This is a genomic window from Paraclostridium sp. MRS3W1, assembly GCF_032465715.1.
GTDB lineage: Bacteria > Bacillota > Clostridia > Peptostreptococcales > Peptostreptococcaceae > Paraclostridium > Paraclostridium dentum.
Window position 1 is genome coordinate 1 of record NZ_JAWDJM010000174.1, and the last position, 17,415, is coordinate 17,415.

A 17,415-nucleotide genomic window follows, 5' to 3' on the forward strand; every position below is an offset into this window, starting at 1 on the left:
CATTTTTATAAACTAAAGAAAACATTTTCCCAAATTGTGTATACAAAAAAATCGGAGTTAATTCAAAACATTATTTACCCAAAAGATACAATTGTAAATTTTAAATACCTTTAAAGCTTCATTTTAGCTTTGGTAGTAAAATTTATAATTGTATCTGAGCGCCTAAAGTTTTGAATCACTCCGATTTTACTACTGACCTATTTTTAAATTAGGAACAGCATTTAAACTCATATCATTAATTTTTCCATTTATAAAATTATAATATCCAGCACAACCAATCATAGCCGCATTATCTGTACATAATATAATTGATGGATACTTAACTTGTATATTTTGTTTCTTTGCCATTAAAGTTAACTTTTCTCTTAATGCAGAGTTTGCAGCAACCCCTCCCGCTAATGCAACTGTATTATATCCTTTTTCTTTAGTTGCCTTTATAGCTTTTGTTGCTAAAACTTCTACTACGGCTTCTTGGAATGATGCTGCAACATCTTCAACTATTATTTCTTCATTCTTCATTTTCTTAGCATTTAAGTAATTTAAAACTGCTGATTTTAATCCACTAAAACTAAAATCATATCCTTCATCCATACAAGCTCTTGGGAAGTCTATTGCTTTTTTATTTCCTTTTTTAGCTAATTTATCTATTATAGGTCCACCTGGATAACCTAGATTCATAGCTCTTGCAATTTTGTCAAAGGCTTCTCCTGATGCATCATCTTTAGTCTTTCCTAAAATTTCATACTTACCATAGTCTTTAACTTCTACTAAGTGCGTATGACCACCTGAAACTATTAAAGTTATAAACGGTGGCTTTAAATTTTTATCTTCTATATAATTTGCACTTACGTGTCCTTCAATATGATTAACTCCAACTAAAGGAATACCTAAAGTATAAGCTAATGCCTTAGCATATGAAAGTCCTACTAAAACAGCCCCTACTAATCCTGGTCCATGAGTAACCGCTATATGATCTATATCATCAAAAGTTACATTTGCTTCATCCAATGCTTGTTGTACTACCATTGGTATATTTTCTATATGTTTTCTCGATGCTACTTCAGGAACAACTCCTCCAAATTTTTTATGTAATTCTATTTGCGTAGAAATTATATTACTTAAAACTTCTCTTCCATTTTTTAAAATTGCACATGCTGTTTCATCACAGCTAGATTCTATAGCTAATGTTATTATATCTTTTTTCATATTACACCTCTTTTAATTGGCTCCACATTATCATTGCATCTTCTTTGTTGTCACTATAATACTCTTTTCTTATCCCTGCTAATTTAAATCCATATTTTTTATATAAATTTTGAGCTACTACATTAGATACTCTAACTTCTAATGTCATAGCAAATATGTGATTTTCTTTGCATTTTTTAACAAGATGCTTGATAAGTTCATCACCTATCTTTTTTCCTCTAAAATCGCTATGTACAGCTACATTTGTTATATGACCTTCTCCAGCTATAAACCATATACCTACGTAACCCACAATCTTTTTATCAATTTCTGCTACTAAATAATTAGCAACATCATTTTTCATCTCTTTTTCAAATTCACCTTTAGACCAGTAATGTTCAAAGCAATTCTTTTCAACTTCAAAAACTCCATCTACATCACTGCTTGTCATATCTCTTATTATTAAATTATTATTTATCATTTTCTAGCCTCTTAATTTTTTCTTCATACTGAACTTCCGCTTGAGACTTTCTTATGTACATCGGATTTATAGTATAGCAATTATGTACATCTACATCTTTTTTAAATTTAATTCCAGCTACAGCACATAAACTACTAGCTTTACTTACATTGTTAGATACAGATGCTATATAACAATTTTTAACTTCATCAAGTTTTTCTTTATATAAATTTGTAGCTTCTCCAACAATAATAAACTCTTCATTTGATTTAGATAGTTCATCTACTAATTCATCTATTGTAACTACTTTTACATCTTCTAATGTTTTGAATTCTCCATTTTCAAATCTATATTTTCCTGTGTACACTTGGTTTCTTTGCGCATCTAGTATAGGACAAATTACTCTCTCACAAAGATTCATGTTGAAGGCTAAAGATTCTAGTGAATCAACAGATATTATTGGTAGGTTTCTAACTTGTGATATAGCCTTAGCTGTAGCCATAGAAATTCTTAATCCTGTAAATGATCCTGGGCCTATGCATATAGCTATTGCATCAATATCTTTTATATTTAAATCACTTTCTTTTATCATTGATTCAATCATAACCATTAGTTTTTGTGAATGTGTTTTTTTAGTATTCACTGTGTATTCACATATTAACTTATCATCTTCTACAATACATACACTTGTTGAATGTGTAGCTGTATCTATCCCTAAAATTTTCATTACTTAGTCAGCTCCTTAACTATTTCTTCATACTTTTCTCCTTTTGGAGTCAATATCATTTCTCTTCCATTTTCTTTATAGTTCATTTCTATATATAAATATTCGTCTGGTAGTATATCCTCGATTAAATTTGCCCATTCAATTATACAAACTCCATCTCCATTTATATACTCATCAAATCCTATATCATACATTTCATCACTACTTCCAATTCTATATACATCAAAATGGTATAAAGGCATTTTCCCTTCATATTCATTTACTATTGTAAAAGTAGGACTAGTTATATAATCATCTACTTCTAAAGATTGTGCTAAGCTTTGAGTCATAGTAGTTTTTCCTGCACCTAAATCACCTATTAAGCATACTACACTTTTTGGCGTTAAAAGTTTACCTAATTTAAATCCTATATCTCTTGTTTGCTCTTCATTTTCTAAATATATTTTAATCATCTATATCATCTCCATAAGTAAGACTTGTTTATCTAAATTGTTAACGTAACAGATATTATTATATTATAACAAATTACTATTATAAAGCCTTACATTCACAAAGTTTTTATTATATACCATATATTTTACAACTTATGGTAATATTATTTATTAAAAGGGGTGATATTTTTGAATTATAAAGTTCTAACACACGATGATTTCGATGATATAGTAGATATATCTCGAAACATTTGGGATGGACATGACTATTTACCCAAAGTCTTTCATAAATGGGTTGATGATAAAGAAGGTTGTTTTATTGGATTAGTTAAAGAAGGTAAAGTTGTAGCAGTTGGTAAGTATACAGTTTTACCAGATAGACAAGGATGGCTTGAGGGACTTAGAGTACATATAGATTATAGGGGACAGCAACTTGCCCATGCTATTTCTGATATGCTATTTAATTTAGCAAGAGAAGATTTAAGAAATAATAAAATAACTAATATAGCAATGTGTACTCATATAGACACTCAAGCTAGTATAAAAATGATGGAAGCTAAGAATTTTTATTTAGCTCAAAGTTGCTTAATAGTTTTTAAAGATTATGATTTCATAAAAAAATCTAACTTAAATTTATTAGATTTTAAAGTTGAAAAATGGAATATTTCTTATGAAGAATTTAAAAATCTCGATTATTTTAAAACTTGTAATAATAAACTAACTTATGGATTTACATTTTTAAATATTTGCGAAAATATTTTTAATGATTTAGTTAAAAGTGATTCTTTATTAATAGTTAATGGTCATAGATGTATTATAAAAATGAAAGGATGTCCATCTATTATATGTATAGATAACACATTCGAAGGAATTAATGATGCTACTAATTATTCTTTGTTGAAATATAAATCAAAAGAGGCTGAAATTTATATAACAAATCCATATGATAAGCTTATAAATAAGCTTAAAGAAAATAATTTTGAATCAATGTCTAATTTTAAAAATGATTGTGTATATTATGTTTACGCTGAAAAATAAAATTAGCTTCGCTTGAGCTACTTCGTCCGTTGCTCATAAAAAAGGAGATATATCAAAATAGGTAGTGAATGATAAATATATAAGTTTTAGCGACATTTTGAAAGCATCTTTTAAGCTTTCCTGGAGCGAAACTTATATATTTATCTATGAACACCCTAGTTTTTGGTATATCTCTTTAATTAATTTATTTTTTTAATATTACCTCCATCTTTTTATAAAGAGGTAATGTAATCACTGACATTAGTATTGCTTTAACTAAGTTAAATGGAGCTATCATCCAAATAACAAAACTCTTTAAATCTACTACATTAGGATTTATTACATGTCCCATATTTACTATAGCTTCCATAGGCATTACTTTCCCATAAAAAGGTAATAACATGTAATAGTTAGTTAAACACCCTATTATTATCATAACTATTGTTCCTAAGAAAAACCCTAAAAATAATCCCTTTATATTTCTTTTGTGTCTGTATGCTAATGATAAAATCACTACATATGAACCACCAATTAATAAGTTTGCTGTTTCACCTATCCAAGCTGTTGTTGATGCTGTCATTGCTTGGAATAAATTTTTAATAAGAACTATTGTAAAACCTGCTACTGGCCCTAATGCCATACCTCCAAATATAGCAGGAACATCTGATATATCTAGTTTTAAGAAATCAGGAAATATACCTGGAATAGGTATTGCTATAAACATTAAAATATAAGAAATTGCTGCTAAAATAGCTACCTTTGTCATTGTATTTGTACTCATAGTTTTTTTATTGCTGAATATATTATCCATTTAAAAAACCTCCTAATTTTAATTTTAGGAAAAAGAAAAAGCCCAAAGAATCTCTTCGAGCTTAGTTTTTTAAGTATATTAAAACAATAATATCTTTCTTATACATATATACTAATCCTCTCTCATCCAGACTTTACTGTCGGCCTTGGAATTTCACCAAGTCATGCTACAAATGTAGCTCGCGGGCTATACCGCCGGTAGGGAATTTCACCCTGCCCCGAAGATCTTACGTGCTATTTAATTTTCCTTATATCTATATATTATTAATAAAATTTAAATATGTCAATATTAATTAAGCTTGTTTTCTATATACAACTTTTCCATCAATTATAGTATACAGTACATTACTTTGAATTTCTAAAGGATTATTATCCCATATAACTATATCTGCATCTTTACCAACTTCTATAGAACCTACCCTATTGTCTATACCTAATGTTTTTGCAGGATTTATAGTTATTGCTTCTATAGCTTTTTTAGAATCCATTCCATGTTTAACTGCTATTCCTGCACATACAGGTAAGTAGTGTAGAGGAACTACAGGATGATCTGTAGTTAGTGAAACTTGCATTCCTGCATTTGATAAAACCCCAGCTGTATCAAAAGTTAAATTTCTTAATTCTATTTTTGATCTTTCAGAAAGCGAAGGTCCTACTATAACTGGGTACGCTTCTTCTACTAAATCTTCAACTATTAAATGTCCTTCTGTACAATGATCTAATGTTAACTTTAAATTGAATTCTTTTGCAATTCTTATCGCTGTAAACATGTCATCAGCTCTATGTGCATGTACTTTAAATGGAATTTCTCTATTTAATACTGGAAGTAAACTTTCCATTTTCATATCATAATCAGGCTTTTCATTTTCATCATCTTCTTCATGTAATCTTATATCTTCTAGATACTGCTCAGCTTCTTTTAATGTTTCTCTTAACATTGCAGCAATTGCCATTCTAGTTTGTGGAGCTTTTTCTTCTTGTCCATAACAACTTTTTGGATTTTCACCAAAAGCTATTTTTGATGCCACAGGATTTTTTATTATCATCTTATCTATTCTTCTACCAACAGTCTTTATAGCGATACATTGTCCTCCCATAACATTTGCACTTCCTGGTGTACTACATGCAGATGTAATTCCACCGTTTCTAGCTTCTTCAAAACTTCTTTCCATAGGATTTATTCCATCTATAGGATTTAAATGTGGTGTTATTGGATCTGTTTCTTCATTTCCATCAGCTCCCTCAAATCCCATACCATCTTCCCATAAGCCTAAATGTGTATGAGCATCTATAAATCCAGGGAAAATTAAACTTCCATTTGCATCTATAACTTCTACATCTAATGGTGCAACTATATCTGCTCCAATTTCTATTATTTTCCCGTTTTCAATAAGTATGTCACCCTGTATAATTCCATTAGTGACTGTGTTTATAATTCCATTTTTTATAAAAAGCATTTATTCCTCCTATACTTCTTTTATATCTTTCATAGTTAAAGAAACCTTTTGTGTTTTTAAATCTATCCCTATTACTTTTACATCTATTACATCCCCTACAGTTACTACTGTCATAGGATCTTTTACAAATTTATTGCTCATTTGTGATTTATGAACTAAACCATCATTTTTTATTCCAATATCAACAAATGCTCCAAAATCTACAACATTCCTTACAGTTCCTTTTAAAATCATACCTTCTTTTATATCTTCAATTTTTAATACATCAGTTCTAAGTACAGGCTTAATACCTTCTTCTCTTGGATCTCTTCCTGGTTTTTTTATTTCAGATATAATATCCTTTAAAGTAACAATTCCTACTTCTAATTCTTCACTTAATTTGTTTATTCCGATATCTGCTATCTTAGAATCTATTTCATCTACATTTCTATTTTTCAAATCATTTAATGAGTATCCTAGTATCTCCAGTAAACTTTTACAAGTATCATAACTTTCAGGATGTACACCAGTATTGTCTAAAGGATTTTTTGAATTTGTTATTCTCATAAACCCTGCACATTGAGTAAATGCTTGTGGCCCTAATCTTTTAACTTTTTTAATTTGAGCTCTTGATGTAAAATCTCCATTTTCTTCTCTATACTCAATTATATTTTTCGCTATCGTTTTGCTGATTCCAGCTACATGTTCAAGTAATGAATATGAGGCTGTATTTAAATCTACACCTACAGAGTTTACTGCATCTTCTACAACTCCACTTAAAACTTCTTCTAATCTTTTTTTATTAAGATCATGTTGATATTGTCCTACTCCAATACTTTTAGGATCAATTTTTACTAACTCAGCTAAAGGATCTTGTAATCTCCTTGCTATAGATATAGCTCCTCTTATAGATACATTTATATCTGGATGTTCTTCATTAGCAAGCTCTGATGCTGAATATACAGATGCACCAGCTTCACTTACTATAGTGTATTGAATATTACTATTTATTTCGCCTATCATTTCAGATACAAATTGTTCTGATTCTCTCGATGCTGTACCATTACCTATAGAAATTATATCTATATTATATTTTTCTATAAGTCCTTTTAAAGTCTTCTTAGCTCCATCTACATCATTTTGAGGTTTAGTTGGATATACAGTTGTATAATCTAATAACTTACCATTCTTATCTACAACAGCTATCTTACATCCAGTTCTATATGCTGGATCAAATCCCATAACCACTTTATCCTTTACAGGAGGTTGAAGTAATAAGCTCTTAACATTTTGCCCAAAAACACTTATTGCTCTTTCATGTGCTAAATCAGTTAAATGATTTCTTATCTCTCTTTCTATCGAAGGGAATATAAGTCTTTTGTATGAATCTTCTATAGCAGAAATTATTTCTTCTTTATTTACTTGGTTGTTTTTATTAACATATATATCAACTATATGATTTATTACTTTTTCATTATTAATTTCTAATTTAACTTTTAAATATTCTTCTTTTTCTCCTCTATTTATAGCCAACACTCTATGTGGAGCTATAGTTTTCACAGATTCACTAAATTCGTAATACATATCATATACCGATTTTTCATCTTTTGAGTTTTTGCTTGATATAACGCCTTCTCTTAAAGCTAACTCTCTTATATACTTTCTTAGCTTGGCATCTTCTGAAACTAATTCTGCTATTATATCTTTAGCTCCTTTTAATGCATCTTCTTCAGAGTTTACATCTTTATCTTTATTTATATATTTCTTACATTCTAAATTTATATCTACTTTATCATTTAATATAGCTATAGCTAAATTTTCTAAACCTTTTTCTTTTGCAATAGTTGCTCTTGTTCTTTTCTTTTGTTTATATGGAGCATAAATATCTTCAACTTCTTGAAGCGTTTTAGCTAGCTTTATATTTTTTAATATTTCATCCGTTAACTTACCTTGTTCATCTATTATCCTTTGTACATCATCTTTTCTACTTTGTAAATTTCTTAAATAAACTAATTTATCATAAAAAGCTCTAAGTATAACATCACTCATTTCACCAGTCATTTCTTTTCTATATCTGGCTATAAATGGTATGGTATTTCCTTCATCTATAAGCTTTATAGTATTTTCAACTTGAGAATCTCTTAAGTTAAACTCTTCTTTTAAAATTTTATTTATATCCAATTTAAATCCCTCCTAAAAAGGGGCGTGCCTCAAAATAAATAGATAAGAATAAATACATAAGCTTTTGCAACCATTAAAGCTTTGGAAGCAAAACTTATGCATTTTTCATACTATTTTGAAACACACCCTTATGTTCTATACATTATTTACTTTAGTCATTTTTAAATATTCATTTATAAATAAATCTATATTACCGTCCATAACACTGTCAACATTTCCTATCTCAGCATTTGTTCTGTGGTCCTTTACCAACTTATATGGTTGGAATACATAAGATCTTATTTGGCTCCCCCAAGTTATTTGAGAGTATTTACCTTGTAAATCTTCTATAGTTTCCTTTTGTTCTAATTCTTTTAACTCTATAAGTTTAGCCATTAACATTCTCATAGCAGTATCTTTGTTACTGTGCTGAGATCTTTGATTCTGACACTGTACAACTACACCTGTTGGTATATGAGTTATTCTTACTGCTGAATCAGTAGTATTTATATGCTGTCCTCCAGCACCAGATGCTCTATATGTATCTATTTTCAAATCTGAAGGATTTATATCAATTTCTATACTTTCATCTAATTCTGGAATTACATCAATTGATGTAAAAGAAGTATGTCTTTTTCCAGATGGATCAAAAGGAGATATTCTTACAATTCTATGCACTCCTTTTTCACTTTTTAAATATCCATATGCATTAAGTCCTTCAATTTGTATAGTTGCACTTTTTATACCAGCTTCTGTGTCTGATTGTAAATCTAATGTTTTAACTTTAAATCCTTTATAATTAGCCCATCTATCATACATTCTCAGTAACATTTCGGCCCAATCTTGAGCATCTAATCCACCTGTACCTGCATTTATAGATAAAATCGCATTGTTTCTATCATATTCTCCACTCAATAAAGTTTTTATTTTAACTTTATCAATCTCTTTCTCAAGTGAAGTTATTGTACTTTCAACTTCTTTCTCTAATGAATCATCAGCTTCTTCTTGAGCTAACTCAAGAAGCACTTCTGCATCTTCTAAAGATGATTGTAGATGATTGTACTCATCTACAATATCTTTTAGATTTTTATTTTCTTGAAGTACACGCTGTGCTTTTTCATTATCATTCCAGAAATCTTGTTCACTCATTATTTTTTCACTTCTAATAATTCTTTCATTCAGGCTTTCTATGTCAAAGAGAAGCCCTCAATTCTTCTATATTATTAGACATCTCTTCTATTCTATGTCTATATTCTTGTACATTAAGCATATACAACCTCCAAACTATCTACCGCAACACTTTTTATATTTTTTACCACTTCCGCAAGGACATTCATCATTTCTTCCTGTTTCTTCATCTTTCTTAACAGGTTTATTTCCTTGACCTTCGTCTGCATTTGAAGATATTTTTTCTACATCTACTACTTGTTTTCTTTGTATCGGTTCTTCTATTGTAAAGTTATATAAATATCTTACAGTATCTTCTTGTATAGCTTTTGTCATATTATCAAACATGTCAAATCCTTCTAACTTATAAGCTACAACTGGGTCTTGCTGACCTATAGCTCTAAGTCCGATACCTTGACGTAATTGATCCATGGCATCTATATGATCTATCCAATAAGAGTCAACAGCTTGTAAAAGTATAACTCTCTCGATTTCTCTCATTCTTTCAGATCCAACCATATTTTCTTTTTCTTCATATATTTTTTTAGCTAAGTTATATACTGCATCTATAACTTCTTCTTTTTTCATGTTTTCAAGATTTTCAGCTTCTAAGCTGCCTTTAGGCATAAACATATGATATAAATAATCTTTGTATGCATGTAAATCAAATCCTTGATCTGTCACATATATATCATATCCATCTGCTATTATAGCCATTATCATTGTTTGCACTTGCTCTTCTAAGTCTTCTCCTTCTAATACACGTCCTCTTTGTTCGTATATTATCTCTCTTTGTTTATTCATAACATCATCATACTGAAGAACGTGCTTTCTTATACCAAAGTTTCTTCCTTCAACTTTCTTTTGAGCATTTTCTATTGATTTAGTTAACATCTTAGCTTCTATAGGTGTTTCTTCATCTAATCCTATTTTTTCAACCATTCCAGAAATTCTATCACTTCCGAATAGTCTCATAAGCTCATCTTCTAAACTTATATAGAATCTTGAACTTCCTGGGTCCCCTTGACGCCCAGCACGACCACGTAACTGATTATCAATTCTTCGAGACTCATGTCTTTCTGTACCTATTATAGCTAATCCGCCAGCTTCTCTAACTTTATTCTGCTCTTCTTCAGTTTGTAATTTATATTTTTTAAGTATTTTATCAAAATCAGACTTAGCTTTCACTATTTCATCAGTTAACTCTATACCTAAACTCTCTATATCAGCATCTACTTTGTTTATTATATCTTCAGGATATCCTATCTTCTTCATTTCTTTTTTAGTTAAGAATACAGGGTTCCCTCCTAAAACTATATCGGTACCACGACCCGCCATGTTAGTGGCGATAGTTACTGCACCTAATCTACCTGCTTGCGCTACTATCTCTGCTTCTTTATGATGGTTTTTAGCATTTAATACTTCATGCTTTACACCTTTTCTCTTTAAAAGCATAGATAGAACTTCAGATTTTTCTATAGATACTGTACCAACAAGTACTGGTTGATTATTCTTATGTCTTTCTATAATATCTTCAACGACTGCATTGAACTTTCCTAGTTCGCTCTTATAAACACAATCTGCTAAATCTTCTCTTAGTATAGGCTTATTAGTTGGAATTTGTACAACATCCATTTTATATATTGCTTTAAATTCTTCTTCTTCTGTTTTAGCTGTACCTGTCATTCCTGATAACTTATTATACATTCTAAAGTAGTTTTGGAATGTTATAGTTGCTAAAGTTTTAGATTCTCTTTGTATTCTTAATCCTTCTTTAGCTTCAATTGCTTGATGTAATCCTTCAGAATATCTTCTACCGAACATAAGTCTTCCAGTAAATTCATCAACAATAACTATTTCGCCATCTCTTACAACATAATCTACATCTAACTTCATTATTTTATGAGCTTTTAATGCTTGATTTATATGGTGGTATAACTCTATATGAGCTATATCTGTTATATTTTCAACATTAAAATAAACTTCTGCTTTTTGTATACCACTCTCAGTTAAAGAAACTGATTTTTGTTTTTCATCTATCTCATAATTATCTTCTTTTAAAGTATGTACAAATGTATTTGCATCACCGTATAGATGTGTTGATTTATCTCCAGGTCCTGATATTATAAGAGGTGTTCTAGCTTCATCGACTAATATAGAGTCGACCTCATCGACTATTGCATAGTTTAATTCTCTTTGAACCTTTTGCTCTTTATGTATAACCATATTATCTTTTAGATAATCAAATCCATATTCATTGTTTGTTCCATAAGTTATATCACATTCATACTGTTCTTTTCTTTCTTGAGGATTTTGTCCATGTACTATAACCCCAACTGTCATTCCTAAAAACTCATATATTTTACCCATTTGCTCTTTATCACGTTTTGCTAAGTAATCATTTACTGTTACAACATGTACACCTTTACCAGTTAACGCATTTAAATAAACTGGAGCTGTTGCAACTAAAGTTTTACCTTCTCCAGTTTTCATCTCAGCTATTCTTCCTTGGTGAAGAACTATTCCACCTATAAGCTGAACTCTATATTGTCTCATCCCAAGTACTCTTTTTGAAGCTTCCCTTACAACCGCGAATGCTTCTGCTAATACGTCATCTACTGTTTCCCCATTATTAAGTCTATCTTTAAAAACATTAGTCATATTTTTTAATTCACTATCTGACATTCCTTGAAACTTCGATTCTAAAGCATCTATCTCATCAACTGTTTTGCTGAATTTTTTCATTTCTCTTTTATCAGCCATATTAAATATATTATCTAAAAAACCCATATACTTATCTCTCCTCGTCCATTATATGTATAATATACATTCTACCATAAAATCTTTGCATTTTATATTTAAAAAGCTATCGATTATTATTTTTATCGATAGCTTTAATAACTAATTTAAATTCTACGCTTGTTCTATCATTCCATAACCGCCATTTTTTCTTTTGTACACTATTGATATATCATCAGTTTGAGTGTTTGTAAATATGAAAAAGTCATGTCCTAATAAATCCATTTGTAAAACTGCTTCTTCTGGACTCATTGGCTTCATATTAAATTTCTTATTTCTTTCTATTGAAATATTTATAGAATTTTCATTTTCATCATTTAACTCTTCTTCTGATAAATCTTCTATATGGCTAAATCTTATACTTTCATTTGATTGATGTTTATCTTGTACTCTTTTTTTATACTTTCTTAACTGAGTGTTTAACTTATCATATACTACATCTATAGCAGCATATAAATTTTCCTCTGTATCTTCTGCTCTTATTATAGGACCACTTATTGGTATTATAGTTACTTCTACTTTTTGTCTTGCCTTTTTAGCACTTACTGTAACTTTTACTTCTGTTTCTGGGTGAAGGTAGTAGTCTAATCTTTCTAATTTTTCTGCTACTGAATCCTTTATTGCATCTGTTAAATCCATTTGTTTCCCAGATATTGTTATATTCATAAGAACATCTCCCTTCAGGTATATATAAGTACAATAACTTATACTTATAATTTCTATGTTTAAATTCAATTTCCTTTATTTTTATTGTTAGCTTCTTGGAATCATAATATGCAAAGTAAATAAATTTATTTTTGTCGATTAATCGTAAACCTTGACCAACATGTGGATTGATTTATCATTATAACCTGTGGATAATGTGGATAAAAATGTTAATAAGTCTGTATTTATTTATTTTTACACATTCTTTACTCAATTTCTATCCACAGAACTAATGTTTATTTGTTATTAATTTGTTTATTGTTGTCATATTTTCGAATAAATTACAAAAAAATTGTATTTAAGCAAAAAAAAAGCACCTCTAAAGGTACTTTAGTAATATTTTAGCTGACCTGGTCTTTGCCCCCACACTCGCCTGCTGGAGATTTCGCTTGGGTTCGCCGCACTACTGACTCTCTCGATTTTAATATCGGCAGGTCTTACTTCTAAGCTGCACCATGATCATTAACCCCATTTTTAGGGTTAACTTACGTGGGTCCTTTCGCCTGCAACTGGCATGAACTTTCAACCACAGACCTAACACATTACTAATACATTTTAATATCTTAAGACTAATATGTCAATAACAATTTATTCTAGTTAAAAATGTACATATATAAATTTTTTTAACACCTTTAAGTTTCAATATTTTTGATATTTCATTTACAGTACTTCCCGTAGTAAATATATCATCTATAAGTAATACATTTTTATTTTTACATAAATTTATGCTCTTATAAAAACCAAATGCATTTTTTACCTCTCTCGATCTTTCTTCATTTGTTAATTTAAATAATTTAGTAGTATTCTTATTCCTGTATATAGAATCTAAAACCTTTATATTTTCTATTTTACCAAGCTTTTTTGCAATAAGTTTTGATTGGTTAAACCCTCTTTTTCTTTCCCTTTTCTTATGTAATGGAACATATAGTATGTAATCATAATTTATATTTTGAGTATCTAACTTTTCTTTCATTATCTTAGATATAATATTTGCCATAAATGTTTTATCATTATATTTAAACCCAAATACTATCTTTTTACTAGTTTCACTATATTCTATACATCCTATAGCTTTTTCAAAATAATACGTTTTATTTATACAAGACGGGCATCCATTTAATAAGTCTTCAGGATTTAATGTTTCTATAGTTTCATTTAATATAGTTTTTCCACATTTTATACATCCATCATTTATAAAATTTAGTTCATTGAAACAATCTCTACATAATGAGTATGTATTATTTTTACTAATAGATTTATTACATATAATACATTTAATATTTTCAGGATATATTATATCTAAAATTTTATAAAAAATTGATTTAATTTTTTATCAGCACCCCTTCTTTTTTTAATCTATTCAATTTTTTACTTAAATTAGAGTGTCTATCATTTATCCTATTGTTTTTTATCATAAATTCTAAGTATTTAACATCTCCAACTAAAACTACTAATTGTTTAGCTCTAGTTACTGCTGTGTAAAGTAGATTTCTATTTAATAGCATAGGCGGAGCCCAAGTTACTGGAATTACAATAGCTGGAAATTCACTTCCCTGACTTTTGTGTATTGTCGTACAAAAACTGTGATCCAGTTCATCTAACTCAGAGTATTCATAAGACACTATTTTAGTTTTATCAAATAGAACATATATAATTTTGTTTTCCTTATCTATATGATAAATATAACCTATATCTCCATTGTATATACCTTCTCCACTTTCACTCTTATCTTCATTTTCCCATTTTTTAGTATAATTATTTTTTATTTGCATAACTTTATCGCCAACTCTAAAAATCCTTTTTTGTAGTGTTTCTTCAACTTTAAACTTTTCTTCTTTATTTAAATATTTTTGTAACTCTATATTTAAATTTGTAACACCTAAATCACCCTTTCTCATAGGTGCAAGAACTTGTATATCTTGTAGCTTGTCTAAGTTATAAAATTTAGGTATCCTTTGGCTAACTAAGCCAACTATTTCTTCTAAAATTGCTTCATTTGTATCTTTTTTTATAAAGAAAAAATCTTTACCTTTAACATTTAGGTGAAGTGGCAATCCTTTGTTTATTCTATGTGCATTTACAACTATCATACTTTCCTGAGCTTGTCTAAAAATCTCATTCAATCTAACAACATTTATAACATCTGAATCAATAATGTCTTTTAAAACATTTCCAGCTCCAACAGATGGCAACTGATCACTATCTCCAACTAAAATTAATCTAGTTCCTGGTTTTATTGCTTTTAATAAGCTATACATTAAAACAATATCTACCATTGAAACTTCATCAACAATAACTACATCTGCTTTTATAGGGTCTTCTTCATCTTTTAAAAAAACCAGTTCTTCTGAATCTGTTGCATATCCCATTTCTAAAAGCCTATGAATTGTTTTCGCATCTTTATTAGAAGTCTCACTCATCCTCTTTGCTGCTCTCCCTGTAGGTGCGGCTAAAAGAACTTCTTGTTTATTATTTTCAAATACTTTTATTATAGTATTTATAGTCGTCGTCTTTCCTGTTCCGGGACCTCCAGTAATAACTACTAATCCACCTTCAACAGCTTCTTTTACTGCTAATACTTGATTTGTGGCTAACTTTATATCAGTTTCTTTTTCTATTTTTTCTATTTCTTCATCTATATCTATATTTAATTCTTTAAATTGAGATTGAGATAATTTTATGATTTGCTTACAAACTCCATTCTCAGATAGATAATATGGTATTAGATATATGTGCTCTTCATCTCCAAAATTTCTTTCAATATGAATTTTTTGATCATAAGCTAAGCTTAAAATTGAATCTGAAATATATTCATTATCTACCCCTAACAACTTGCTAGCTTCATCTATTAAGATATCCTTGGGTAAATATGTATGACCACTTCCTAAAGATTGATTTAATGTGTATAAGATACCTTGCATTATTCTATCTTTAGAAAATTTATCTATTCCTAAATTTGACGCTATTTTATCTGCTACTTTAAATCCTACTCCTCTTATATCTTCTGCTAACTTATATGGGTTTTTAGTTATTATATCTATTGCTTTATTCTTATATCTTTTATATATCTTTAAACAAAAATTAGGAGTTATTCCATAAGGAGATAAATGCATTATTATATTTCTTAATTCTCTATTTTCTTCATAACTTTTAGCTATCTGCTCAATTTTTTTGCTCCCTATACCCTCAACTTCTGAAAGCCTATGTGGAGAATTTTGAATAATATCCAAGGTATCTACTCCAAACTTTTCTATTATCCTCTTTGCCATCTTTTCTCCTATCCCTTTTATTACTCCAGAGGATAAGTATACATATATACCTTCTATAGATGATGGTGTCACTGGCAGAAATGAGTTAACCTCAAATTGAGTTCCATAAGTTTTATGATTTATCCACTTACCTTCAACTTCTATACTCTCTCCAACTGTTAAAGTAGGCATACATCCAACTATAACTATATCGTTATTTTCATTTGATAAATGAGCTATAACATATCCATTATCTTCATTTTTAAATATAATATCACTTACCATTCCTTCAATCTTTTCCATAAATAATCTCCTATAAAAATTCGATTCTCTTTAACAACTATGTATGTAAGTTTTTGCTCTCAAAAATAATATATTGATTTAAGTAATCTCACTGAATCATTAATAATTCTTTCCTATATATAATTTCCTTAAGCATAAAAATGCTAATTTTAGCGTTTACATAATTTACTATTATTATACAGCTAAATTTATATAAAAAAAATAGAAGACTGTAAATCTACAGTCTTCTTATTTACTAATATAAATATTTATTATAATCCAGCTTGCTCTCTTAAAGCTTCAGCTTTATTAGTTCTTTCCCATGGTAAATCTAAATCAGTTCTACCAAAGTGTCCATAAGCTGCAACATTTTTGTACATAGGCTTTCTTAAGTCTAAGTCTCTTATTATTGCTCCTGGTCTTAAATCAAAGTTCTTGTTAACTAAATCAACAAGTAATTCTTCACTTACTTTTCCAGTTCCAAATGTATCTATGAATACAGATAATGGTCTAGCAACTCCGATAGCATAAGCTAACTCTATTTCACATTTATCTGCAAGTCCTGCTGCTACTATATTTTTAGCAACGTATCTTGCAGCATATGCTGCTGATCTATCAACTTTTGTAGGATCTTTTCCTGAGAAAGCTCCTCCTCCATGTCTTGAGTATCCACCGTAAGTATCTATTATTATCTTTCTTCCAGTAAGACCTGTATCTCCTTGAGGTCCTCCTATAACGAATCTTCCAGTTGGATTTATATATATTTTAGTTTCTTCATCTAAAAGAGCTTCTGGTATAACAACTTTTATAACTTTTTCTATTAAATCTTTTCTTATTGTCTCAGTACTTACTGTTTCACAATGTTGAGTAGATATTAATACTGTATGAACTCTAACTGCTTTATTTCCATCATATTCAACAGTAACTTGAGTCTTTCCATCTGGTCTTAAGTATTCTAATTCTCCACTTTTTCTAACTTCTGTTAATC

At 29.1% G+C, this 17,415-nt stretch carries 14 protein-coding genes, 1 pseudogene and 1 riboswitch; of the genes and pseudogenes, 1 reads left to right on the forward strand and 14 read right to left on the reverse strand.

Annotated elements, in window-relative coordinates; all coding sequences use genetic code 11:
* Nucleotides 1–189: 189 nt before the first annotated feature.
* From tsaD to tsaE, 4 genes are read right to left on the reverse strand one after another with little or no spacing between them, the layout of a single operon-like run.
* Nucleotides 190–1,206, reverse strand: a complete 1,017-nt coding sequence (gene tsaD, locus RWY47_RS14815) for a tRNA (adenosine(37)-N6)-threonylcarbamoyltransferase complex transferase subunit TsaD (RefSeq protein WP_150841842.1) — start codon at nt 1,204–1,206, stop codon at nt 190–192.
* 1 nt (nt 1,207) lies between these two features.
* On the reverse strand, nt 1,208–1,666 hold the full coding sequence (gene rimI, locus RWY47_RS14820) for a ribosomal protein S18-alanine N-acetyltransferase (RefSeq protein ID WP_224170810.1): 459 nt from the start codon (nt 1,664–1,666) through the stop codon (nt 1,208–1,210).
* Entirely contained in the window at nt 1,656–2,372 is a 717-nt protein-coding gene (gene tsaB, locus RWY47_RS14825) for a tRNA (adenosine(37)-N6)-threonylcarbamoyltransferase complex dimerization subunit type 1 TsaB (protein WP_150841841.1), read from the reverse strand. Before tsaB ends, rimI begins: the two co-directional genes overlap by 11 nt.
* The gene (gene tsaE, locus RWY47_RS14830; RefSeq protein ID WP_053832729.1) at nt 2,372–2,824 is read right to left on the reverse strand and encodes a tRNA (adenosine(37)-N6)-threonylcarbamoyltransferase complex ATPase subunit type 1 TsaE; all 453 of its coding nucleotides are present in this window, start codon (nt 2,822–2,824) and stop codon (nt 2,372–2,374) included. The genes tsaB and tsaE overlap by 1 nt, the downstream gene beginning before the upstream one ends.
* Nucleotides 2,825–2,992: 168 nt before the next feature.
* Here tsaE and RWY47_RS14835 point away from each other — a divergent pair, with 168 nt between their 5' ends.
* On the forward strand, nt 2,993–3,841 hold the full coding sequence (locus RWY47_RS14835) for a GNAT family N-acetyltransferase (protein ID WP_167402734.1): 849 nt from the start codon (nt 2,993–2,995) through the stop codon (nt 3,839–3,841).
* 184 nt (nt 3,842–4,025) lie between these two features.
* Here RWY47_RS14835 and RWY47_RS14840 read toward each other — a convergent pair whose 3' ends face one another.
* The 10 genes and pseudogenes from RWY47_RS14840 to metK all read right to left on the reverse strand — a co-directional run.
* Nucleotides 4,026–4,631, reverse strand: coding sequence for an ECF transporter S component (locus tag RWY47_RS14840; protein WP_150841839.1), 606 nt, complete (start codon nt 4,629–4,631; stop codon nt 4,026–4,028).
* 110 nt (nt 4,632–4,741) lie between these two features.
* Nucleotides 4,742–4,860: riboswitch (FMN riboswitch) on the reverse strand.
* Nucleotides 4,861–4,923: 63 nt separating this feature from the next.
* Nucleotides 4,924–6,087: an amidohydrolase gene (locus RWY47_RS14845; RefSeq protein WP_021428294.1), complete on the reverse strand. Its 1,164-nt coding sequence runs from the start codon at nt 6,085–6,087 to the stop codon at nt 4,924–4,926.
* A 9-nt stretch (nt 6,088–6,096) separates the two neighbouring features.
* Nucleotides 6,097–8,247, reverse strand: coding sequence for a Tex family protein (locus RWY47_RS14850; RefSeq protein ID WP_224170809.1), 2,151 nt, complete (start codon nt 8,245–8,247; stop codon nt 6,097–6,099).
* 135 nt (nt 8,248–8,382) lie between these two features.
* Nucleotides 8,383–9,496 (reverse strand): peptide chain release factor 2 gene (gene prfB / locus RWY47_RS14855; RefSeq protein ID WP_416389364.1). Its coding sequence is split into 2 segments (ribosomal slippage): nt 8,383–9,432 and nt 9,434–9,496, totalling 1,113 coding nucleotides; the frame shifts between segments, so codons are not numbered across the junction.
* A gap of 14 nt (nt 9,497–9,510) precedes the next feature.
* Nucleotides 9,511–12,183: a preprotein translocase subunit SecA gene (secA, locus tag RWY47_RS14860; protein ID WP_150841837.1), complete on the reverse strand. Its 2,673-nt coding sequence runs from the start codon at nt 12,181–12,183 to the stop codon at nt 9,511–9,513.
* A 123-nt stretch (nt 12,184–12,306) separates the two neighbouring features.
* Nucleotides 12,307–12,858 (reverse strand): ribosome hibernation-promoting factor, HPF/YfiA family, encoded by a 552-nt coding sequence (gene hpf / locus RWY47_RS14865; protein ID WP_035117693.1) that lies wholly within the window; start codon nt 12,856–12,858, stop codon nt 12,307–12,309.
* Between the two features lie 616 nt (nt 12,859–13,474).
* Nucleotides 13,475–13,894 carry a ComF family protein gene (locus RWY47_RS14870; RefSeq protein WP_226887884.1) on the reverse strand — a complete coding sequence of 140 codons (420 nt, stop codon included), beginning with the start codon at nt 13,892–13,894 and terminating at the stop codon, nt 13,475–13,477.
* 168 nt (nt 13,895–14,062) lie between these two features.
* Nucleotides 14,063–14,224 (reverse strand): annotated as a pseudogene (locus RWY47_RS18140) (double zinc ribbon domain-containing protein); the annotation flags it as partial.
* Nucleotides 14,220–16,448, reverse strand: a complete 2,229-nt coding sequence (gene recD2, locus RWY47_RS14880) for an SF1B family DNA helicase RecD2 (RefSeq protein WP_224170806.1) — start codon at nt 16,446–16,448, stop codon at nt 14,220–14,222. The gene recD2 and the pseudogene RWY47_RS18140, both read right to left, overlap by 5 nt.
* 251 nt (nt 16,449–16,699) lie before the next feature.
* Nucleotides 16,700–17,415: methionine adenosyltransferase (gene metK / locus RWY47_RS14885; RefSeq protein WP_316030361.1), on the reverse strand; the 716-nt coding region annotated here is incomplete at its 5' end.

What these genes read in the sequence shown, in the direction of transcription:
- tsaD (WP_150841842.1), bottom strand. Translation starts at nt 1,206, where the DNA reads ATGAAAAAAGATATAATAACATTAGCTATAGAATCTAGCTGTGATGAA.
- rimI (WP_224170810.1), bottom strand. Translation starts at nt 1,666, where the DNA reads ATGATAAATAATAATTTAATAATAAGAGATATGACAAGCAGTGATGTA.
- tsaB (WP_150841841.1), bottom strand. Translation starts at nt 2,372, where the DNA reads ATGAAAATTTTAGGGATAGATACAGCTACACATTCAACAAGTGTATGT.
- tsaE (WP_053832729.1), bottom strand. Translation starts at nt 2,824, where the DNA reads ATGATTAAAATATATTTAGAAAATGAAGAGCAAACAAGAGATATAGGA.
- RWY47_RS14840 (WP_150841839.1), bottom strand. Translation starts at nt 4,631, where the DNA reads ATGGATAATATATTCAGCAATAAAAAAACTATGAGTACAAATACAATG.
- RWY47_RS14845 (WP_021428294.1), bottom strand. Translation starts at nt 6,087, where the DNA reads ATGCTTTTTATAAAAAATGGAATTATAAACACAGTCACTAATGGAATT.
- secA (WP_150841837.1), bottom strand. Translation starts at nt 12,183, where the DNA reads ATGGGTTTTTTAGATAATATATTTAATATGGCTGATAAAAGAGAAATG.
- hpf (WP_035117693.1), bottom strand. Translation starts at nt 12,858, where the DNA reads ATGAATATAACAATATCTGGGAAACAAATGGATTTAACAGATGCAATA.
- RWY47_RS14870 (WP_226887884.1), bottom strand. Translation starts at nt 13,894, where the DNA reads ATGGCAAATATTATATCTAAGATAATGAAAGAAAAGTTAGATACTCAA.
- recD2 (WP_224170806.1), bottom strand. Translation starts at nt 16,448, where the DNA reads ATGGAAAAGATTGAAGGAATGGTAAGTGATATTATATTTAAAAATGAA.